The organism is Amycolatopsis anabasis, from assembly GCF_009765355.1.
GTDB classification, from domain to species: Bacteria; Actinomycetota; Actinomycetes; order Mycobacteriales; family Pseudonocardiaceae; genus Amycolatopsis; species Amycolatopsis anabasis.
The window spans coordinates 1-17,477 of record NZ_VTHK01000058.1 but is presented as its reverse complement, the minus strand read 5'-3'; the positions used below and the strand labels follow the sequence as shown (position 1 = coordinate 17,477).

The following is a 17,477-nucleotide window of genomic DNA, read 5'->3' as shown; positions in this document are numbered from 1 at the left end:
GAGCAATGCTGGAGGCGGTGCGGGATGACGAGGGTTTCGCTCGGTGAAATCACGATCGGATACGACGACCGGGGCAGTGGGCCGCCGCTCCTGCTGGTTCACGGGCACCCGTTCGACCGGTCGATGTGGGGACCGCAGCTGGAGCACTTCGCGGCGGCCGGGTGGCGCGTGGTCGCCCCGGACCTGCGCGGGTACGGCGAGAGCACGGTCGTGCCCGGTAAGACGCCGCTGGCCACCTTCGCCGGCGACCTGGCCGCCCTGCTCGATCACCTGGGACTGGACCGGGCCGTCCTGTGCGGGCTGTCCATGGGCGGGCAGATCGTCCTCGAATTCCAGCGGCTGTTCGCCGACCGCGTCCGCGGGCTCGTCCTCGCCGACACGTTCGCGCGGGCGGAGACCACCGAGGGGCGGAAGGTCCGCAACGCCACCGCCGACCGGCTGCTGCGCGAGGGGATGGCGGGGTACGCCGAGGAGGTGCTGACCAAGATGGTCTCGCCGGAAAACGCCCGAACCCAGCCGTGGGTGGCCGACCACGTGCTGACGATGATGCGCGGCGCGCACCCCGAGGGCGCCGCGGCCGCGTTGCGCGGACGAGCCGAGCGGCCCGATTACGTCGGCCTGCTCCCGCGGATCGCGGTGCCGGCGCTGGTCGTGGTCGGCCGCGACGACGAGCTGACCCCGGTCGGGGACGCCCGGCTCCTGCACGAGCGGATTCCCGGAGCGAAGCTCGCGGTCGTCGAGGGCGCCGCGCACCTGCCGAACCTGGAGCGCCGCGCCGCGTTCAACCGGGTTCTGGCGGGCTTCCTCGAAGGGGTATTCACCTCAATCGGGTGAGTTCTAATGGAGCAGGTGCGAGAGATTTTCGGAAGTGGCTCGCGTACGGTTACCCCCGGTAGGTAGTATTACTCCCGGTAACAGCCAGTCAGGGCATGGGAAGCCCGGGTGCAGGGACCGGGGCGGCATGCCGCGGGGACGCATCGCGTGGAGATGCGTTCGCGCGAGGTCCTGAACGGCAGCGAGGGGAAGGACGACCATGAACGCCACCGAAGAGCAGGAGAGCACGCCCATTTTCGCCGAGCTCGCCGAGCAGTTCGGTTTCGGTCAGGACACCTCGTCCGGGGCCGAGGGCAAGCACGGCAAGGCGGAGCAGCCGGCCGCGGAGCCGCAGGGGGAGACCGGGAAACACCGCTGAGGCGGCTTCCTACGGTGCGACGGAACCGCGCGCGCTGGTGAATCGCCTGCCCAGCGCGGCGCGGTCCGGAGCGGACAGGGTGCGCCGCAGGTGGTTGAGCACGGTCCGCTCCTCGGCGCTCGCATGGGCGCCCACGATCGCGGCGAGCCGCTCCAGCGCCTCGTGGTAGGCGTCGGTCTCGCCGGGTTCGATCTCCATCAGGGCGCGCAGCGCCTTGACGACCTCGACGTGTTCGGTGTCGACGAGGTGCTCGCGCTGCAACGCCGGATGCAGCATGCGTTCGGTCGCCTCCAGATGCGCGGTGAGCAGGCTTTCCAGTTCCGCGCGCGCCGCCTTCCGGTCGGCCTCGGCGTTGCGCAGTTCGCGGAAGAGTTCGTCGAACCTGCGATGATCGGCGAGGACCAGTTCGACGATGTCCGCGGCCGGGCCGGGATCGGTGCCGCTGGGCCGGATCCAGCCGAAGGTCAGCTCGACCGCCCGCCGCCACGCGGCGAACTCGCCGGCCCGGCGACCGGGCTCCATGCTCGGCGACCATTGCGCGGCCCGGTGCCAGTTCCGGCGCAGCCCTTCCAGATCGGGCCAGTACCCCACGGACAGCCCCGCGGCGTAGGCCGCGCCGAGCGACACGGTTTCCGCGACCATCGGGCGGACCACCGGCACGTCGAGCACGTCCGAGACGAACTGCATCAGCAGGTTGTCCGCGGTCATGCCACCGTCCACTTTGAGCGTGGACAACGCCAGCCCGGAGTCGGCGTTCATCGCGTCGACCACCTCGCGGGTCTGCCAGCCGGTGGCCTCGAGCACCGCGCGGGCCAGGTGGCCCTTGGTGATGTACGAGGTGAGCCCGGCGATCACCCCGCGGGCCTCGCTGTGCCAGTGCGGCGCGAACAGACCGGAGAAGGCCGGGACGATGTAGCAGCCGCCGTTGTCGTCGACGGTCCGGGCGAGCGTCTCGATCTCCGGGGCGCTGCCGATGAGTTCCAGGCCGTCGCGGAACCACTGCACGAGCGATCCGGTGACCGCGATGGAGCCTTCCAGTGCGTAGACCGCGGGCTCCTCGCCGATCTGGAAGCCCACCGTGGTGAGCAGGCCGTGGGCGGAATGCACCGGGGTGCCGCCGGTGTTGAGCAGCAGGAAACTGCCGGTGCCGTAAGTGCATTTCGCCTCGCCCGGCGCGAAACAGGTCTGTCCGAAGAGGGCGGCCTGCTGATCGCCGAGCGCGGCGGCGATGCGGATACCGGGGACCACGCGGGACGTGCGGCCGTAGGTCTCGGTGGACGACCGGATCTCCGGCAGCATCCTGGCGGGCACGCCGAAGAACGCGAGCAGTTCGTCGTCCCAGGCGAGGGTGCGCAGGTTCATCAGCATGGTGCGGCTGGCGTTCGTGACGTCGGTGACGTGCACACCGCCGTCCGGGCCGCCGGTGAGGTTCCAGATCAGCCAGCTCTCCATGGTGCCGAACAGGATGTCGCCGCGTTCGGCGCGTTCGCGCAGCGCGGGGGAACGTTCGAGCAGCCAGCGGATGCGGGGCGCGGAGAAGTAGGTCGCCAGGGGGAGCCCGCACCGCTCGCGAACGCGCTCGGCCCCGGGCTCCTGGCCGAGTTCGGTGATCAGATCGTCGGTGCGGGTGTCCTGCCAGACGATCGCCCGGCCGACCGGCACGCCCGTGTGGCGGTCCCACAGCACGGTGGTCTCCCGCTGGTTGGCGATGCCGAGGGCGACCACCTGGTCCGCGGTGGCCCCGGCCTGCTTGATCGCCTGCGGGACGATTCGCTCCAGATTGCGCCAGATCTCCACCGCGTCGTGCTCGACCCAGCCGGGTTTCGGGAAGTGCTGCTGGTGCTCGCGCTGCACGACCGAGACGAGCCGCCCGCGGGAGTCGAACAGGATGCACCGCGTGGAGGTGGTGCCCTGGTCGATCGACATCACGTACCGCGTCACCATCGCGACGCTCCGAGATCCCGGGACACCGCACGGGCCGCGTCCCGCACCTGCGCCACCAGCTTCGTGCCGGGATTGCCTTCGCTGTCGCAGATCCGTTCCACCGCACCGGAAATCCCGATCGCGCCGACGACAAGGCCGCCGTACCCGCGGATCGGCGCGGCGATACCCGCCTCACCCGGGGTCATCTCGCCGTTCTCCGCGGCCCAGCCGGTTTCGCGGACCTTGGTCAGGGCGCGTTTGACCGTGGTCGCCGACACCAGGGTCCGGCGGGTGTAGGACTCGAGCCGCCCGCCGCGCAGCGACGCGGTGAGGTCCGCGTCGTAGGCGAGCAGGACCTTGCCCAGTGCGGTCGCGTGCAGCGGCAGCAGCGACCCGACATCGAGGGTCTGCAACGAGTCGTCCGGGCGGAAGACGTGATGTACGACGAGCACCTGGCCCTCCAAGGGGGCTCCGATGCGGACGGCCTCACCGCTGCGTGCGGCCAGCGCGTCCGCCCAGTTGATCGCGCGTGAGCGTAACTCGTTCACGTCGAGATAGCTCGTGCCGAGATGCAGAAGTGCCGCGCCGAGTTGGTATTTGCCGCTGTCGCGGTCCTGTTCGACGAACCCGACTCGCTGTAGCGTACGCAGGATTCCGTGAGCGGTTCCCTTGGCCAGCTCCAATGAAGTGGCGATTTCACCAACTCCGAGGCGGCCGGAACCGCGCGCGAGCAACCGCAGGATCGCCGCCGCGCGCTCGATGGACTGAACCGGGCCGGGCATACCGGTGACCCTAGCGTGACCGGCGGGTATTCGACAATGTCGAACCCGGTTTCCGGGGGTTCGACATTGTCGACCGAGGTTTGTTGACCGGGGGTTACGCCGAATTTAACGTCCCTGGCCAGTGCAAGGGGGCACGGTCCTTTGTGGAGGAAGCAATGGCGCAACGCCTGAAGGCCCACGGATTGCTCGGCGAACTCGCCGCCGAGTTCGTGGGAACGCTGATTTTGATCCTGTTCGGTTGCGGGGTGGTGGCCCAGGTGGCCGCCGGTGACATCGGCGATCACGACAGCATCGCCTGGGCCTGGGGGCTCGGCGTCACGCTGGGTGTCTACGTGGCTTCGCGGGTCAGCGGCGCGCATCTCAACCCCGCGGTGACCGTCGCGCTCGCCGTCTTCAAGGGTTTCTCGTGGCGCAAGGTCGCCCCGTACGCGCTGGCGCAGACGGCGGGTGCGTTCGTCGCCGCGTTGCTCGTGCGGTGGAACTACAGCGAGGTGCTGGCGAAGGTCGACCCCGGGCACACGATCAAGACCCAGAGCGTGTTCTCCACGTTGCCGGGTAACGGCACGCTCCCGGTGACCGACTGGGGCGCCTTCCGCGACCAGGTGATCGGCACGGCGATCCTGTTGCTGCTCATCCTCGCCATCACCGATCTGCGCAACACCGCGCCCGGCGCCAACATGGCACCGCTGATCATCGGATTCGCGGTCGTCGGGATCGGCATGGCCTGGGGCACCAACGCCGGATACGCGATCAACCCGGCGCGGGATTTCGGCCCGCGGCTGGCGTCCTTCTTCACCGGTTACGACACGGCGTTCTCCGATCAGTACGGATCGCCGTACTGGTGGGTGCCGATCGTGGCGCCCGTGCTCGGCGGCCTGATCGGCGCCGGCCTGTACAAGCTCCTGATCGAACGCTTCCTGCCCGCCGACGGTGCGCCGGAAGCCGTGAGCATCGAAACCCCCACCGCGGCAAGGAGTTCCCATGCCTGACTTCGTCGGCGCGATCGACCAGGGCACCACCAGCACACGTTTCATGATCTTCGACCACGGCGGCAACGAGATCGCCCGCCACCAGCTCGAGCACGAGCAGATCCTGCCGCGCCCGGGCTGGGTGGAGCACAACCCGACCGAGATCTGGGAACGCACCCGCGCGGTGATCGAAACCGCGCTGCACAAGGCGAACCTGACCGCCACCGATCTGGCCGCGATCGGCGTCACCAACCAGCGCGAGACCACGGTCGTGTGGAACCGCCGCACCGGCCGCCCGTACTGCAACGCGATCGTCTGGCAGGACACGCGCACCGATCGGATCGCCTCGGCGCTGGACCGTTCGGGCCGCGGTGACGTGATCCGGAAGAAGGCCGGCCTGCCCCCGGCCACCTATTTCTCCGGCGGCAAGCTGCAATGGATCCTGGAGAACGTCGACGGGGTGCGGAAGGCGGCCGAGGACGGGGACGCGATCTTCGGCAACACGGATTCCTGGCTGCTGTGGAACCTGACCGGGGGAGTCGACGGCGGCGTGCACGTCACCGATCCGACCAACGCCAGCCGCACCATGCTGATGGACCTGGAAACGCTGCGGTGGGACGACGAGCTGCTGTCCTTTTTCGACATTCCCCGGGCGATGCTGCCGGAGATCAAACCGTCGTCCCATCCGGGGTTCTTCGGGGTGACCAGGGCGCTGGGCCCGGTCGGCGGCGAGGTGCCGTTGACCGGCGACCTCGGCGACCAGCAGGCGGCGACCGTGGGCCAGGTGTGCTTCCGGCCGGGTGAAGCCAAGAACACCTACGGCACCGGTAACTTCCTGCTGCTCAACACCGGGCACGAACTGGTCCGGTCGAAGCACGGCCTGCTCACCACGTTGTGCTACCAGTTCGGCGACGACAAGCCGGTGTACGCGCTGGAGGGTTCGATCGCGGTGACCGGTTCGGCCGTGCAGTGGCTGCGCGACCAGCTCGGCATCATCAGCGGTGCGGCGCAGAGCGAGGCGCTGGCCCGCGAGGTGGCCGACAACGGCGGGATCTATTTCGTCCCCGCGTTTTCCGGTCTGTTCGCGCCGTACTGGCGCTCGGATGCGCGCGGCGCGATCGTCGGGTTGTCCCGGGCGACCACCAACGCGCATCTGGCGCGGGCGACCCTGGAGTCGATCTGTTACCAGAGCCGGGACGTGGTCGAGGCCATGCAGGCGGATTCCGGGGTCACCCTGGACGTGCTGCGTGTGGACGGCGGGGTGACGGCGAACCAGTTGTGCATGCAGTTGCAGGCCGACGTGCTGGGTGTGCCGGTATCCAAACCGGTGGTCGCCGAGACCACCGCGCTCGGCGCCGCCTACGCCGCCGGGCTCGCCGTCGGTTTCTGGCGGTCCACCGACGAACTCGAACAGAACTGGAACGAGGACCGGCGCTGGCAGCCGTCCTGGAGCGACGAGCAGCGTGCGAAGGGCTACGCGGGCTGGCAGAAGGCCGTCGGCCGCACCCTCGACTGGGTCGACGTGGACTGACCGAGACGACTGACGCGGGGGAGTGACCGGGGAGCCAGAGGTCCAAGTGGTGTCGACTCGGACGGGTGCATACGAACGCCTACCCGGGTGACAACCGGCCCAGCAGCACGAGAAAGTGGTAATTCAGAGGGACCACTGCTTTCTCGCTACCTGGGCGAAGGAGGTGAGAAAAGTGCTCCTGATGGCCACATTCCCACTCGGACTTGCTCTTGCATCCCTTGCGGGAACCCTCGCGGCGGGGATCGCCGGCGTTCTGTTGCCACGTTGATCGATCGCCGGTACCGCGAATTCACCGAGAAGCCGTGATCCGGTGGCTGACGTGCGGGGAAGGCCCGCACCAGCTCGGCCGGGCCACCACGGGCTCGTCGATGTCCAGACCGACCGTGTCGGCCCGCCAGCCGAGAACCCGGGCTGGCGGGCGACATGTTCGGCGACAGCCACCGAGCTTTTCCGGACCAGGAATTGGCGGATCGTCGCGTTGCCGCCTCCCGGGTGGGAGCCGAGGGCACGGGTGCGGCGGGAAGCCCCGGGTGTACGGATTGCTTCGTCTCGGCGCACACTTGCTGATATGCAGGACGAAACGGATACGGCTGCCCGCAGCGCGCCCATGGCCGACGCTGCGGAGGGCGCCCGGGACGAGCGGGATCGCGCCGCCGACCAGCGCGAGCAGACGGCTGACGAACGCGAGCAGGCGGCCGACCAACGCGAGCAGGCGGCCGACCAACGGGAGAGCCTGGCTGATGGGCGTGAGCAGGGGCTCGCCGACTGGGAACAGCGGCTGGACCGGCGCGACCGCCAGCTCGGTATGCCGGTCCCCACTTCGCAGGAGCGAGGGCGGGAAGCCATCGGGCGGGCCCGCGCGGCGTTGGAAGCCAGCATGGCACGGCTGGACCGCAGTGAAGCGGCGTTGAGCCGCACGGAGCAGGCACACGACCGGGAGCAGCAACAGGTCGATCGCGAGGCAGCCGAATCGCTGCGGGAATGGGCGTCGCACGACGACGACGGCGGATCGGCGCTCGCGCTGGCGGCCGCGGCCGAGCAGCTGCGGACCGAACTGGTCACGGCGGCCCGCAAGCTGTCCGAGGTGCAGGATCTCATCGCCGCCCGTGGTGACCGGCTGGCCACCCAGGAGCCAGAGAACGAGCAAGAGCACCGGCGCCTGGCCGAGAGTGCTCGCACCACAGCACAGCGGGCGCGCGACACAGTGCATCGGTTCTCGTGCTGACCGGCGAGGACGATTAGCCCGCCGCACTCCTTCGGATCGGCCAGTGCCGGGTGCGCCGGCTCGGGCAACAGCACGGTCGAGCCCTGCACCCGGGGTGAGGCCCGGACCACGTCGGCGGCATGAGCCGGTTGAGCAGTACGTTGAGCACGCCCAAGTCGGTTTCGATCGTGGTCACGCTGACTCCGGCGACGTTGCGGGCGCGCGGGTATCGGTCACGGAATCGTCCTCCGCGGTATCGAATGTGGATTTGGTACTGCGACGTGGGACAATGCGGCGCATGAGGTTCCGGCCGACCCGTGCACACGCCATCGCCGTGCTGCTCGCACTCGACGTCGGCGCGCGGACCCTGGCCGGGGCGAGTAAAGCCCTCACCCTGTGGCAGTGGGTGTTTCTGGTAGTCGCCGTGCTTGTGGCGGGTTCGACAGGGCTGCTCAACGAATCTGTTTTCAAAAAATCCTTGCGACACCACTTTTGGTCCAACACTGGCGCAGTTGTGGGGCGAAGAGACCACCGCGTGGATCTTGAAGTGCTCTCTTGTGGTCATGCGGTTGAACAGGCGCGGGAATGGTCGTCCCGCTGTTCGGCGCGCCTCTGCTCGCGGGTGACGGGCTTCAGCGCGCAGTCGCACTAGCCTCAGCCCGGTGGCACGTCGGCGGAACCGGCCGAGTGCGGTCGATCAGTGAGGCGAACAGGTCGCTTGCGTTCGAACAACTCGGGTGGGTGGATTCGTGAGCGGTGTGTGGGGGTTTTCCGCCTCGACACTCCGGGCGGGCATCGCTAACTTGGCAGCAGGACGTTGCACAGAATGGGGATCACGTGACTGGGGAGCTCCTTCCGGAGCGGGCGCTTCACTGGGTGCGTCGGGTTGTCGGTGCGGAGATGGCGATCGGCTCCGTTCGTTACCTGGGCCGCGGTTCGACCACGCTGCATGCCATCGATGCCGAGGCGGCGACCGTGGCGGAAACCGAAGAATTCGTGCTGCGCCGCTTCCACGACACCGAGCGGATAGTCCGGGATCCGTGGTATCGCCCGGCCAATGAAGCCGTGGCGCTCCGCTTGCTCGCCGAGACCGAAGTTCCGGCGCCCGAACTCGTCGGGATCGACCTCACCCCGCAGACCTGTGACGTTCCGGCCCTGCTCACCACTCGGATTCCCGGCGACACCGAGGACGTTCCCGACGACCTCGACCGATTCCTCGGTCAGCTCGCGGATATGCTGGCCACCATCCACGAGGTCGAAATCGACCCGGGCGATCCCCTCGCCCCGCAGCCGTACGACACCTACTACGACCCCGCGATCGACGGGGAACGCGAAGTTCCGCGCTGGTCGGCGAAACCCGTTGTCTGGGAGAAGGTTTTCACCATCCTCGACGGCCCGCCGCCGCGCGACACCGTCCGGGGCGCCGACGGTTTCCTCCACCGCGACTTCCACCCGGACCAGGTCCTCTGGCGCGACGGGATCCTGACCGGGGTCGTGGACTGGACCACCGGCTGCATCGGTCCGCACGGCATCGATCTCGCGCGCATGCGGATCAACCTCGTCCAGCAGTACGACATCGGCGTCGCGGACCGGTTCCTCGCCGGGTACCGGTCCGCGTCCGGGCAGGATCGGCATCACCCGTACTGGGACCTCCTCGACGCGGCCGATTCGGTCCTCGACGAAGTGGAACCGGAAACGGCTGATGATCACGTCGCCTGGCAGCACTTCGAGAACTGGGTGGAACGCGCATTGCTTAGCCTCTGAAACTAACGGGCACTGCGTCATTCGGAGGATAATCGGACACAATCCGGCCGGGTGGGCCTATCTTGTCCTCGGGACGCCGCGCGGGCTGCGCCGGCGTGAAGGGGGACTTTCGATGGTGATGCCAAGAAGCGCGCAAACCGGCCTGCTCGCGACCTATCTGCTTCCGTTCCTGCGCCGCACGGCGGCCGAAGACCAGGAGACCCGCCGGGAGACGTTCCGGCGCAGGCGGCGGCCCGCCCAGCACGATCCCGATCTCGACGGCGCGCTGCTCACCGAACTCGCCCTGCTCCTGGAAAAGGACCCGGAACTGCGCGGCCTCGCCGAAGACGGGTCTCCCGACGCCCGCCGCCAGGCCGCGGCCCGCCTGGCCACCCTGCTGGTCGACGTGGACCCGAGCGCGCTGGAAATGATCTGGGCCCGGATCGCCGAGCCCGTGGGTGGGTCGCCGGGCGCGAAACGGCCCGCCAAGCCCAAGCGCGCCACCTGGCTGCGCCGCCAGATCGCCAGCGGCGCCATGAACCTGCTGATCGGCCTGGTGGTCCTGGTGACGTTCGTGTTCGCCTGGCTGCCGGCCCACCGGCACTGGCCGCTCGATGTGACCTTCCTGGCGCTGTTCGCGTTGTGGTGCCTTTCCTTCCTGCCCGGCTGGCTCTACATCCGGTTCCTCGGCCAGCGCGCGGGCGCGCTCTGGGACGAATACGTGCTGTACCTGCACCGGTTGAAGCTGGACGAACCGCAGTACCTGCCGCGGCCCCCGTCCACTTCGGAATACTTCGCCGAGTGGGTCAGCGGCGGCGGTCCGCTGTACACCGGGCGGCACAGCATCTACCGGCAGAAGTTCGACGCCTACTACGGCCAGTCCGTGTCCAGCGGCGAGGTCGACGCCGAGTCCGGGGTGCGGGTCGGGAGCCTGTTCCCGCTCTTCCTGCTCACCGTCACGCTCGCGGTGGGCTGGGCCGCGGTGCTGTGGGACTTCGGTTTCCTCACCGCCCCCGAGGGCGGCTGGGACGTGCTCAAGTACGCCTTCCTCGGCGCCTACTTCTTCATCACGCAGACGTTGCTCCGCCGCTTCTTCCAGAGCGACCTGCGGCCGAGCGCGTACGCGGCCGCGGTGCTGCGCATCATCGTCGCGTTGCTCGTCGTCGCCGCGCTGTACCAGGTGATGGGCGGGATCGAGGTGCACGTCCAGCTGGTCGTCGCGTTCGTGGTCGGCCTGTTCCCGATCGTCGGCCTGCGCGCCCTGCAGCGGGCCGCCGCCGTCGCGCTGCGCGACGCGGTTCCGTCGATCAGCCCGGACTACCCGCTGACCCAGCTCGACGGGATGAACGTGTGGTACGAGTCGAGGCTGCTCGAAGAGGGCATCGAGGATCTGCAGAGCCTGACCACGGCGAATCTGGTCGAGGTCATCCTGCACACCCGGGTACCGGTCAGCCGGATCGTCGACTGGCTCGACCAGGCGCACCTCTACCTGCGGCTGGGCCGGACGGAGAACACGCGCAAGGAACGCAAACTCGCGAAGGACAACCCGGACGTGCATCTGCGACAAGGCACCAAGGACCGCGATCTGTTGCGGAACCAGGGAATTCGCACGGCAACCGACTACCTCAAGACGTACCCGCCGGTCGACGGCGAAGTCCCGGCCCACCCCGGGCAGGTCGACGAGGCCACCAAATGGCGGGTGCTCAGCCACGTGCTGCACGCCGAACCGGCCCTGAACCCGGTGTGGAACTGGCAGAAGCGCGGCGTCAAAGGGATCGAAGCGGTAGCGGCGTCCCCGACCGCTTGACCGTCCGGACCACCGGCGCCGTCTCCACGGTGTGCACGGCGTCCAGCGGGCTGACGCGTTCGGTCAGGTACCGGTACAGATCGGCGGAGTCCCGGCAGGCGACCACCGCGACCAGGTTCGTCGCGCCGGTGGTGACCGCGACGAACAGGATCTCGGGGTGCCCGGCGAGCGTTTCGGCCACCGAGACCAGATCGGACGGCCGTACCGACATCCACAGCCTCGCCTCGGCGCGGTACCCGAGCGCCGCGGGCGGGATTTCCAGCTGGTAGACCAGAATCCCGGTGCGGCGCAGCTGTTCCAGACGCCGTTTCACGGTGGATTCCGACCAGCCGGTGCTCGCGGCCAGTTCCGCGTAGCTCGCCCGCCCGTCGCGGGACAGCGGCTCCAGCAACGCGTGCTCGTCCTCGGCCAGGGCGATCGGCTCGTCCCCCGGATCCGGCGGGGCGGGCCGCAGGCGTTCGGCCTGTTTCGCCGACAGCGCGACCGCGCCACCCCAGCCGTCCGGTCCGGCGAAGCCGCGCAGGATGGAATGCGCGCTCATCGCGAGCACCCGGTTCGTGCGCGGTAGTTTCTCCAGCAGCAGCGCGTCCCGTTCGTCCTCGCCGCGAGCCTGGGCGTTGCAGGAGATCTCGGTGCCCCCGGACAGGATGTGCACCCAGAACGTGTCCGGCCGCCGCGCGAGCGCCGCGGCCAGCGGGCTCGCCGCGTCCGGGGTGCACCGCAGCCGGATGGTCCACGAGACGTACCCGAGCCGGACCCCGTCCACGGCGCCCACCACCCGCAGCACTCCGGCCGACCGCAGCCGCCGGTAGCGGCGGGCGACGGTGTTCTCCGAGACGCCGAGCACGTCGGCGATCCGGCTGAACGGGGCGCGGCCGTCGAGGTGGAGCGCGTGCACGAGACCGCGATCCACCCCGTCGAGGGTGACGGTTTCCACCCTGGGGAACCTAGTCCATGCCGGAAATCAGCTCCCGGTGAAGTTGCGCAGCCGCAGGCTGTTGGACACCACCAGCACCGACGACAGCGACATGGCCGCGCCCGCGATCAGCGGGTTGAGCAGCCCGAACGCGGCGAGCGGGAGCGCGGCGAGGTTGTAGCCGAACGCCCAGAGCAGGTTGCCGCGAATCGTGCGCAGCGTGCGGTGCGCGAGCCGGATCGCGTCCGGCGCGACCCGCAGATCCTCGCGGACCAGGATGAGGTCGGCCGACTTCATCGCGATGTCCGTGCCGTGCGCCATCGCCATCCCGAGGTCGGCGGTGGCCAGCGCGGGCGCGTCGTTGATGCCGTCGCCCGCCATCGCGACCACCCGGCCCTCGTGCTGCAGGCGGCGGATCGTGGCGGCCTTCTCGTCCGGCAGGACCTCGGCGATCACCTCGCCGATGCCGACCTCGGCGGCGACCGTCCGCGCGGTCGCCGCGTGGTCCCCGGTGAGCAGCACGGTCCGCAGGCCCAACCGGTGCAACGCGTCGACCGCGGCCCGTGCCGACGGTTTGACCTCGTCGTGCACCGCGAGGGCGGCCAGGGTGCGATCGTCACATGCGAGCACGACCACGGTGGCGCCGCGTTCCTGTTCGGCGGTAACGGTTTCCGCGAGCTCGTCGGGGACCGGGACGCCGTGCTCGGCGAGCAGCCGGGACCGTCCGATGAGGACTTTCCCGCCGTCCACAGCGGCCCGGGCGCCGAGGCCGGGCAGCGCCTCGAAACCGGTCGCCTCCGGCAGCGCGCCCACCTCTTCGCGGGCGAGGGCGGTGATCGCGGCGGCGATGGCGTGTTCGGACGCGGCCTCCACCGCACCCGCCAGGCGCAGGACCTCCGCACGCGACACCCCGTCGACGGGATGCACCCCGCTGACCGTCATGCGGCCGGTGGTGACCGTGCCGGTCTTGTCCAGCACCACGGTGTCGATCTCCCGGCTGGCCTCCAGCGCGTCCGGCCCCTTGATCAGGATGCCGAGCTGCGCGCCGCGCCCCACGCCGACCATCAGGGCGGTGGGCGTGGCGAGCCCGAGCGCGCACGGGCAGGCGATGATCAGCACGGACACCGCCGCGCCGAACGCCGCCCGGCCCGGTTCGCCCGCGAAGAGCCAGCCCGCGAAGGTCACGGCGGCCAGGGCCAGCACCGTCGGCACGAAGTAGAAGCAGATCCGGTCGACCAGCTTCTGCACGTTCGCCTTGCGTTCCTGCGCCTGTTCGGCGAGCACGCTCATCCGCGCGAGCTGGGCCGCGGCGCCGACCGCGGTCGCGCGCACGACGAGCCGCCCGCTGGTGCTGACGCTGCCGCCGATGACCCGGTCGCCGGGGCCGATCTCGGCGGGGACCGATTCCCCGGTGACCGTGCTGGTGTCCACCGCCGAGCCGCCCCGCACGACCACCCCGTCGGCGGCGATCTTCTCGCCGGGTTTGACCACGAACTCGTCACCGGTGGCCAGCTGCCCGATCGGCACCAGTCGCTCGACGCCGTCGGCGAGGACGCGCACCTCCTTCGCGGCCAGGGCGTCGAGCGCGCGGAGCAGGTCGGCGGCGCTGCGCCGGGACCGGGACTCGAAGTACCGCCCGGCCAGCAGGAACGTGGTGACCCCCGCGGCCACGTCGAGGTAGACCGCGTCCGCCCCGGCCGCGGTGGCGCCGAACCCGAGCCAGTAGCCCGGCCCCGACGGATCGCCGAACAGCACCGACCAGGCCGACCAGCCGTACGAGGTCAGCACGCCGAGCGAGACCAGGGTGTCCATAGTGGACGTCCGGTGCCGGAGCCCGCGCAGGGCGGCGCGGTGGAACGGCAGCGCGGACCAGAACACGACCGGGGTGGCCAGTGCGAGGCAGACCAGCTCCCAGTACGGGAAGCGCAGGGACGGGACCAGGGCGAGCGCGATGGAGAGGTTGCCGAGCGGCAGCGCGAGCAGTGCCGCGACGGTCATCCGGCGGCGCAGATCGAGCGCGCGAGCCGTGTTCTCGTCGACGGGCTCGGGGCCGGCGAGCGCGGCCGAGTACCCGGCGCGCTCGACGCAGGCCACCAGCTCGCCGGGGTCGAGGTCGGCCGGAGGGTGCACGGTCGCCTTCTCGGTCGCGTAGTTGACCGTGGCCCGCACGCCGGGGAGCTTGTTCAGCGAACGTTCCACGCGCGCCGCGCAGGCCGCGCAGGTCATGCCACCGACCGCGAGCTCAACCGGCTCGGTTTGGGAGATCACGGTCCACCAGTCGGGTGCCGGGCGTCCCGAGTTCCCGCGGCGAGCTGGGCGAGCATCGCGTTGTAGGCGGCCAGCTCGTCGTCGTGGCCCTGATCGGCTCGGCGGTCCGCGCGGCGGGCGGCGCGTTCGTCGTGCCGGGCCCACTGGACGAGCAGCGCGATCAGCACGATCACCAGCGGGATCTCCCCGGTCGCCCACGCGATCCCGCCGCCGAGCCGCTGGTTGCCGAGCAGATCGGGCAGCCAGGGCAGCGAGAGGTAGCGGTAGAACGTCTCCGCGATCACGGTCTGCTTGTTCATCAGGACCACCGCGAAGAACGCGTGGAACGGCATGACCGCGAACAGCATGCCGAGCTTCGCCAGATGCGGCAGGGTCCGCGGCGCCTGGTCGACACCGATCACCAGCCAGTAGAAGAGGTAGCCGGTGACCAGGAAGTGCACGTTCATCAGCTGGTGCGCCCAGTGGTACCGCATCGCCTCGCCGAACAGGCCGGAGAAGTAGAGGGCGTAGTAGGAGCCGACGAACAGCGCGGCGGCGACCAGCGGGTGGCCGAAGAACCGCGCGACCCGGGAGTGCACGACCGACCGCAGCCACTCGCGCGGACCGGGCGGATTCTCCTTGCCCGCCACCGGAAGCGCGCGCAGTGCGAGGGTGATCGGACCGGCCAGGACGAGCAGCACCGGGGCCAGCATGTTCAACGTCATATGGGTGACCATGTGCAGCGCGAACGTGCTGGGGGAGTACTTGCCCAGCCCGGACGAGGTGGCGGCGAGCACCGCGGCCCAGCCGCCGATCCACGCGATCGTGCGGCCGACCGGCCACCGGTCGCCCCGCCGCCGCAACCGGCGCACGCCCAGCAGGTACAGCGTGACGGCCAGGACCCCGAACGCGCCGAGGATCAGGTCGAACCGCCATTCGGTGAGCAAGGCGAGCACGGTGGGCGGGTCCGGCAGCTCGTACCCGATGAGCGTTTCGATCGCCGACGCCGGATGGCTGAAGAACGTCGGCGGCGGCAGGTGGGCGAGGCCGACCGACACGCCCATCATCAGGCCGAGGATGACGAGTTCGACGACCACCACCCGGCTCGCCGAGTTCGTCCCGAAGCGGCGGCGGACGAACACGCACCCCGCGCCGAGTGCGAGGAGCCCGGCGAGTTTCACCAGGACGAGGCGCCCGTATCCGGTCGACGTGAGGCCGCCCCACCCGGCGCCGATCACCCCGTTCACCACGCCGGACGCACCGAGCACCACCCAGCAGCACACGGTCAGCCGGTGGTAGCGGCGCAGCGCCAGGTCCCCGCCGCCGCGCCGGAGCCGGGCCAGCAGCGCGACCAGCGCGCCGATCCACACCGACGCGGCCACCACGTGCCACACGATCGAGTTCGTCGCCACGTCGTGCCAGGCGCCGATCGACGCGTGCCCGACCAGGACCGGCGGCAGCAGGGCGAACAGCGCGAGCACGGCCAGCAGCAGCGTGGTGCGCCAGGACAGCACGAACCGGCAGGCGACGGCGACGATCGTGGTCGTGGCCAGCGTGATCAGCCACGCCTTCGGCTGCTCCATCGCGTCGATCAGCTCGGGCAGGTGCGCGAGGGACACCGGCTGCCCCGAGCCGTCCGCCGCGTCGAACGGCACCAGCGCGGCCGCGGCCACCGACCACACGGCGGCCGCCCGCCCGGCGAGCCGCAGCGCGGCGTACCCGTCCACGTCGAGCCTGCCCGTCGAGCTTCTGGCCAGGAACACGGCGAACACCAGCGCGCCCGCGCACACCGCGCCCGCGCCCTTGGCGACCAGTCGCAGCAGACCCGCGCCGAACGAGGTCAGGGCGCCGGGATCGGTGTCGCCGAGCAACGCGTACACGTCGCTCGAGGCGAGCGTGATGGCGACCACCACCGCGGCCGCCAGGAGCGCGGCGACCAGGAGAGCACCGCGAGAACGTCCCAGCACGATTCCACTGGTCGGCCGCGGTTCGGACCGAGTTCCCGCTTGTGGTCTCGGTCGCACCGGGAACCGAACCGGTCCGGTATCCGACTCGTGAGACGGACGAGAAGTACGCGAAAGGGATCTTCAGTGGCTGGAACCGGGAATCGGAAGCGGAGCAAGGGCGCGAAGGCGGTGGCCGCCGCGAGACCGGGCGCCCGGCGCTCGACGATCGTCGCCGTGGTCGCCGTGGTCCTGCTCGCCGCCGGGGTCATCGCCGGGGTGTACTTCACCAAGTCGAAGACCGAGCGGACCGCCGAGCAGGCGATTCCCGTGGTGTCCAAGGAGGTGGGCTACCCGGTCGCCCGCGACGGGGGCACCGTGCTCGCGGGCAAGGACACCGCGAAGCTCACCGTGGACGTCTACGCGGACTTCCTGTGCCCGGCCTGCGGGCAGTTCGAGAAGGCGAACTCCGCGGACCTGGAGCGGAACCTCAACGCGGGCACGATCAAGGTCCGCTACCACATGCTGCCGATGCTGAACTCCGCTTCGAACCCGCCCGGGTACTCGCTCGATTCGGCCAACGCGGCGCTGGCCGCGGCCGACGGCGGCAAGTTCGTGCAGTTCCACGACAGCCTGTTCGGCAGCCAGCCCGACGAGGGTGGCCGGGGGTACGACAAGCAGCAGCTCATCGCGCTCGGCCGCGCGCTCGGCCTCGGCGACGACTTCGCGCAGGCGGTCACGAGCGGCAAGTACGACCAGGAGGTCAACGCCGGGATGAGCGCCGCCGAACAGGCGCCGCATCTGCAGGCGACCCGGCGCGACGGCTCCAAGGGCTTCCGGGGCACGCCGACGGTCGCGGTCGGTGACCAGGTCGTGGACACCTCGGTGCCCGGCTGGCTGGACGGTTTGATCAAGGCGGCCGGTAACAAGCAGTAGCGGGTCGTGAGTGTTCCGTCCGGTTCTAACCGGCGTAAACGCTCACGACCCCACGCACTCGGCTCCCTTGCTTGTGCTTGGTCGGCGAAGTGCGGTTCCAGCGGGCGACCGAAAGTGCACGCGTTTTCGGGTACTCGGCGGCACTTTCCCGCCAGAGTGCCGCCCCGAGCGGGCCGGGTGCGGTTCGGGACCCGTCGCCGATTGGGGTGGGTCGTGAGTGGACAGACCGGTTCTATTGATTCGTAAGGCAAATATGGCGTGTCAGTCTGCGGCGTAGCGGGTTTC

At 70.0% G+C, this 17,477-nt stretch carries 14 protein-coding genes; 9 read left to right on the top strand and 5 right to left on the bottom strand.

The window, feature by feature from the left end; translation table 11 throughout:
* The first annotated feature begins 24 nt into the window (after nucleotides 1-24).
* Both FXO23_RS41945 and FXO23_RS41940 read left to right on the top strand, forming a co-directional pair.
* The gene (locus FXO23_RS41945; RefSeq protein ID WP_158892969.1) at nucleotides 25-834 is read left to right on the top strand and encodes an alpha/beta fold hydrolase; all 810 of its coding nucleotides are present in this window, start codon (nucleotides 25-27) and stop codon (nucleotides 832-834) included.
* Nucleotides 835-1,033: 199 nt separating this feature from the next.
* Nucleotides 1,034-1,192, top strand: a complete 159-nt coding sequence (locus tag FXO23_RS41940; protein ID WP_158892967.1) for a hypothetical protein — start codon at nucleotides 1,034-1,036, stop codon at nucleotides 1,190-1,192.
* Nucleotides 1,193-1,201: 9 nt separating this feature from the next.
* Here FXO23_RS41940 and glpK (FXO23_RS41935) read toward each other — a convergent pair whose 3' ends face one another.
* Both glpK (FXO23_RS41935) and FXO23_RS41930 read right to left on the bottom strand, forming a co-directional pair.
* The gene (gene glpK / locus FXO23_RS41935) at nucleotides 1,202-3,136 is read right to left on the bottom strand and encodes a glycerol kinase GlpK (protein WP_158892965.1); all 1,935 of its coding nucleotides are present in this window, start codon (nucleotides 3,134-3,136) and stop codon (nucleotides 1,202-1,204) included.
* Nucleotides 3,130-3,897, bottom strand: a complete 768-nt coding sequence (locus tag FXO23_RS41930) for an IclR family transcriptional regulator (protein WP_158892963.1) — start codon at nucleotides 3,895-3,897, stop codon at nucleotides 3,130-3,132. The genes glpK (FXO23_RS41935) and FXO23_RS41930 overlap by 7 nt, the downstream gene beginning before the upstream one ends.
* A 155-nt stretch (nucleotides 3,898-4,052) precedes the next feature.
* Here FXO23_RS41930 and FXO23_RS41925 point away from each other — a divergent pair, with 155 nt between their 5' ends.
* The 6 genes from FXO23_RS41925 (at nucleotide 4,053) to FXO23_RS41900 (ending at nucleotide 11,150) form a co-directional block, all read left to right on the top strand.
* Nucleotides 4,053-4,886: an MIP/aquaporin family protein gene (locus FXO23_RS41925; protein WP_158892961.1), complete on the top strand. Its 834-nt coding sequence runs from the start codon at nucleotides 4,053-4,055 to the stop codon at nucleotides 4,884-4,886.
* Nucleotides 4,879-6,396 carry a glycerol kinase GlpK gene (glpK, locus tag FXO23_RS41920; protein ID WP_158892959.1) on the top strand — a complete coding sequence of 506 codons (1,518 nt, stop codon included), beginning with the start codon at nucleotides 4,879-4,881 and terminating at the stop codon, nucleotides 6,394-6,396. The genes FXO23_RS41925 and glpK (FXO23_RS41920) overlap by 8 nt, the downstream gene beginning before the upstream one ends.
* A gap of 607 nt (nucleotides 6,397-7,003) precedes the next feature.
* Complete coding sequence (locus FXO23_RS41915; protein WP_158892957.1) at nucleotides 7,004-7,621, top strand: hypothetical protein; 618 nt, start codon at nucleotides 7,004-7,006, stop codon at nucleotides 7,619-7,621.
* A gap of 277 nt (nucleotides 7,622-7,898) precedes the next feature.
* A complete protein-coding gene (locus FXO23_RS41910; protein WP_158892955.1) occupies nucleotides 7,899-8,252 on the top strand; it encodes a hypothetical protein in 354 nt (117 codons plus the stop codon).
* A 248-nt stretch (nucleotides 8,253-8,500) separates the two neighbouring features.
* Nucleotides 8,501-9,364: a phosphotransferase family protein gene (locus FXO23_RS41905; protein WP_158892953.1), complete on the top strand. Its 864-nt coding sequence runs from the start codon at nucleotides 8,501-8,503 to the stop codon at nucleotides 9,362-9,364.
* 112 nt (nucleotides 9,365-9,476) lie between these two features.
* Nucleotides 9,477-11,150, top strand: coding sequence for a hypothetical protein (locus FXO23_RS41900; protein ID WP_158892951.1), 1,674 nt, complete (start codon nucleotides 9,477-9,479; stop codon nucleotides 11,148-11,150).
* On the opposite strand, the gene FXO23_RS41895 is transcribed toward FXO23_RS41900, so the two are convergent.
* From FXO23_RS41895 to FXO23_RS41885, 3 genes are read right to left on the bottom strand one after another with little or no spacing between them, the layout of a single operon-like run.
* Nucleotides 11,110-12,087 carry an Lrp/AsnC family transcriptional regulator gene (locus FXO23_RS41895; RefSeq protein WP_158892949.1) on the bottom strand — a complete coding sequence of 326 codons (978 nt, stop codon included), beginning with the start codon at nucleotides 12,085-12,087 and terminating at the stop codon, nucleotides 11,110-11,112. The two genes, FXO23_RS41900 and FXO23_RS41895, sit on opposite strands and share 41 nt — an antisense overlap.
* A 27-nt stretch (nucleotides 12,088-12,114) precedes the next feature.
* Complete coding sequence (locus FXO23_RS41890; protein ID WP_281356723.1) at nucleotides 12,115-14,334, bottom strand: heavy metal translocating P-type ATPase; 2,220 nt, start codon at nucleotides 14,332-14,334, stop codon at nucleotides 12,115-12,117.
* The gene (locus tag FXO23_RS41885) at nucleotides 14,331-16,280 is read right to left on the bottom strand and encodes a bifunctional copper resistance protein CopD/cytochrome c oxidase assembly protein (protein WP_246258346.1); all 1,950 of its coding nucleotides are present in this window, start codon (nucleotides 16,278-16,280) and stop codon (nucleotides 14,331-14,333) included. Before FXO23_RS41885 ends, FXO23_RS41890 begins: the two co-directional genes overlap by 4 nt.
* A 123-nt stretch (nucleotides 16,281-16,403) precedes the next feature.
* On the opposite strand from FXO23_RS41885, the gene FXO23_RS41880 reads away from it, so the two are divergent.
* Nucleotides 16,404-17,192 carry a DsbA family protein gene (locus FXO23_RS41880; RefSeq protein ID WP_158892947.1) on the top strand — a complete coding sequence of 263 codons (789 nt, stop codon included), beginning with the start codon at nucleotides 16,404-16,406 and terminating at the stop codon, nucleotides 17,190-17,192.
* Nucleotides 17,193-17,477 lie beyond the last annotated feature (285 nt).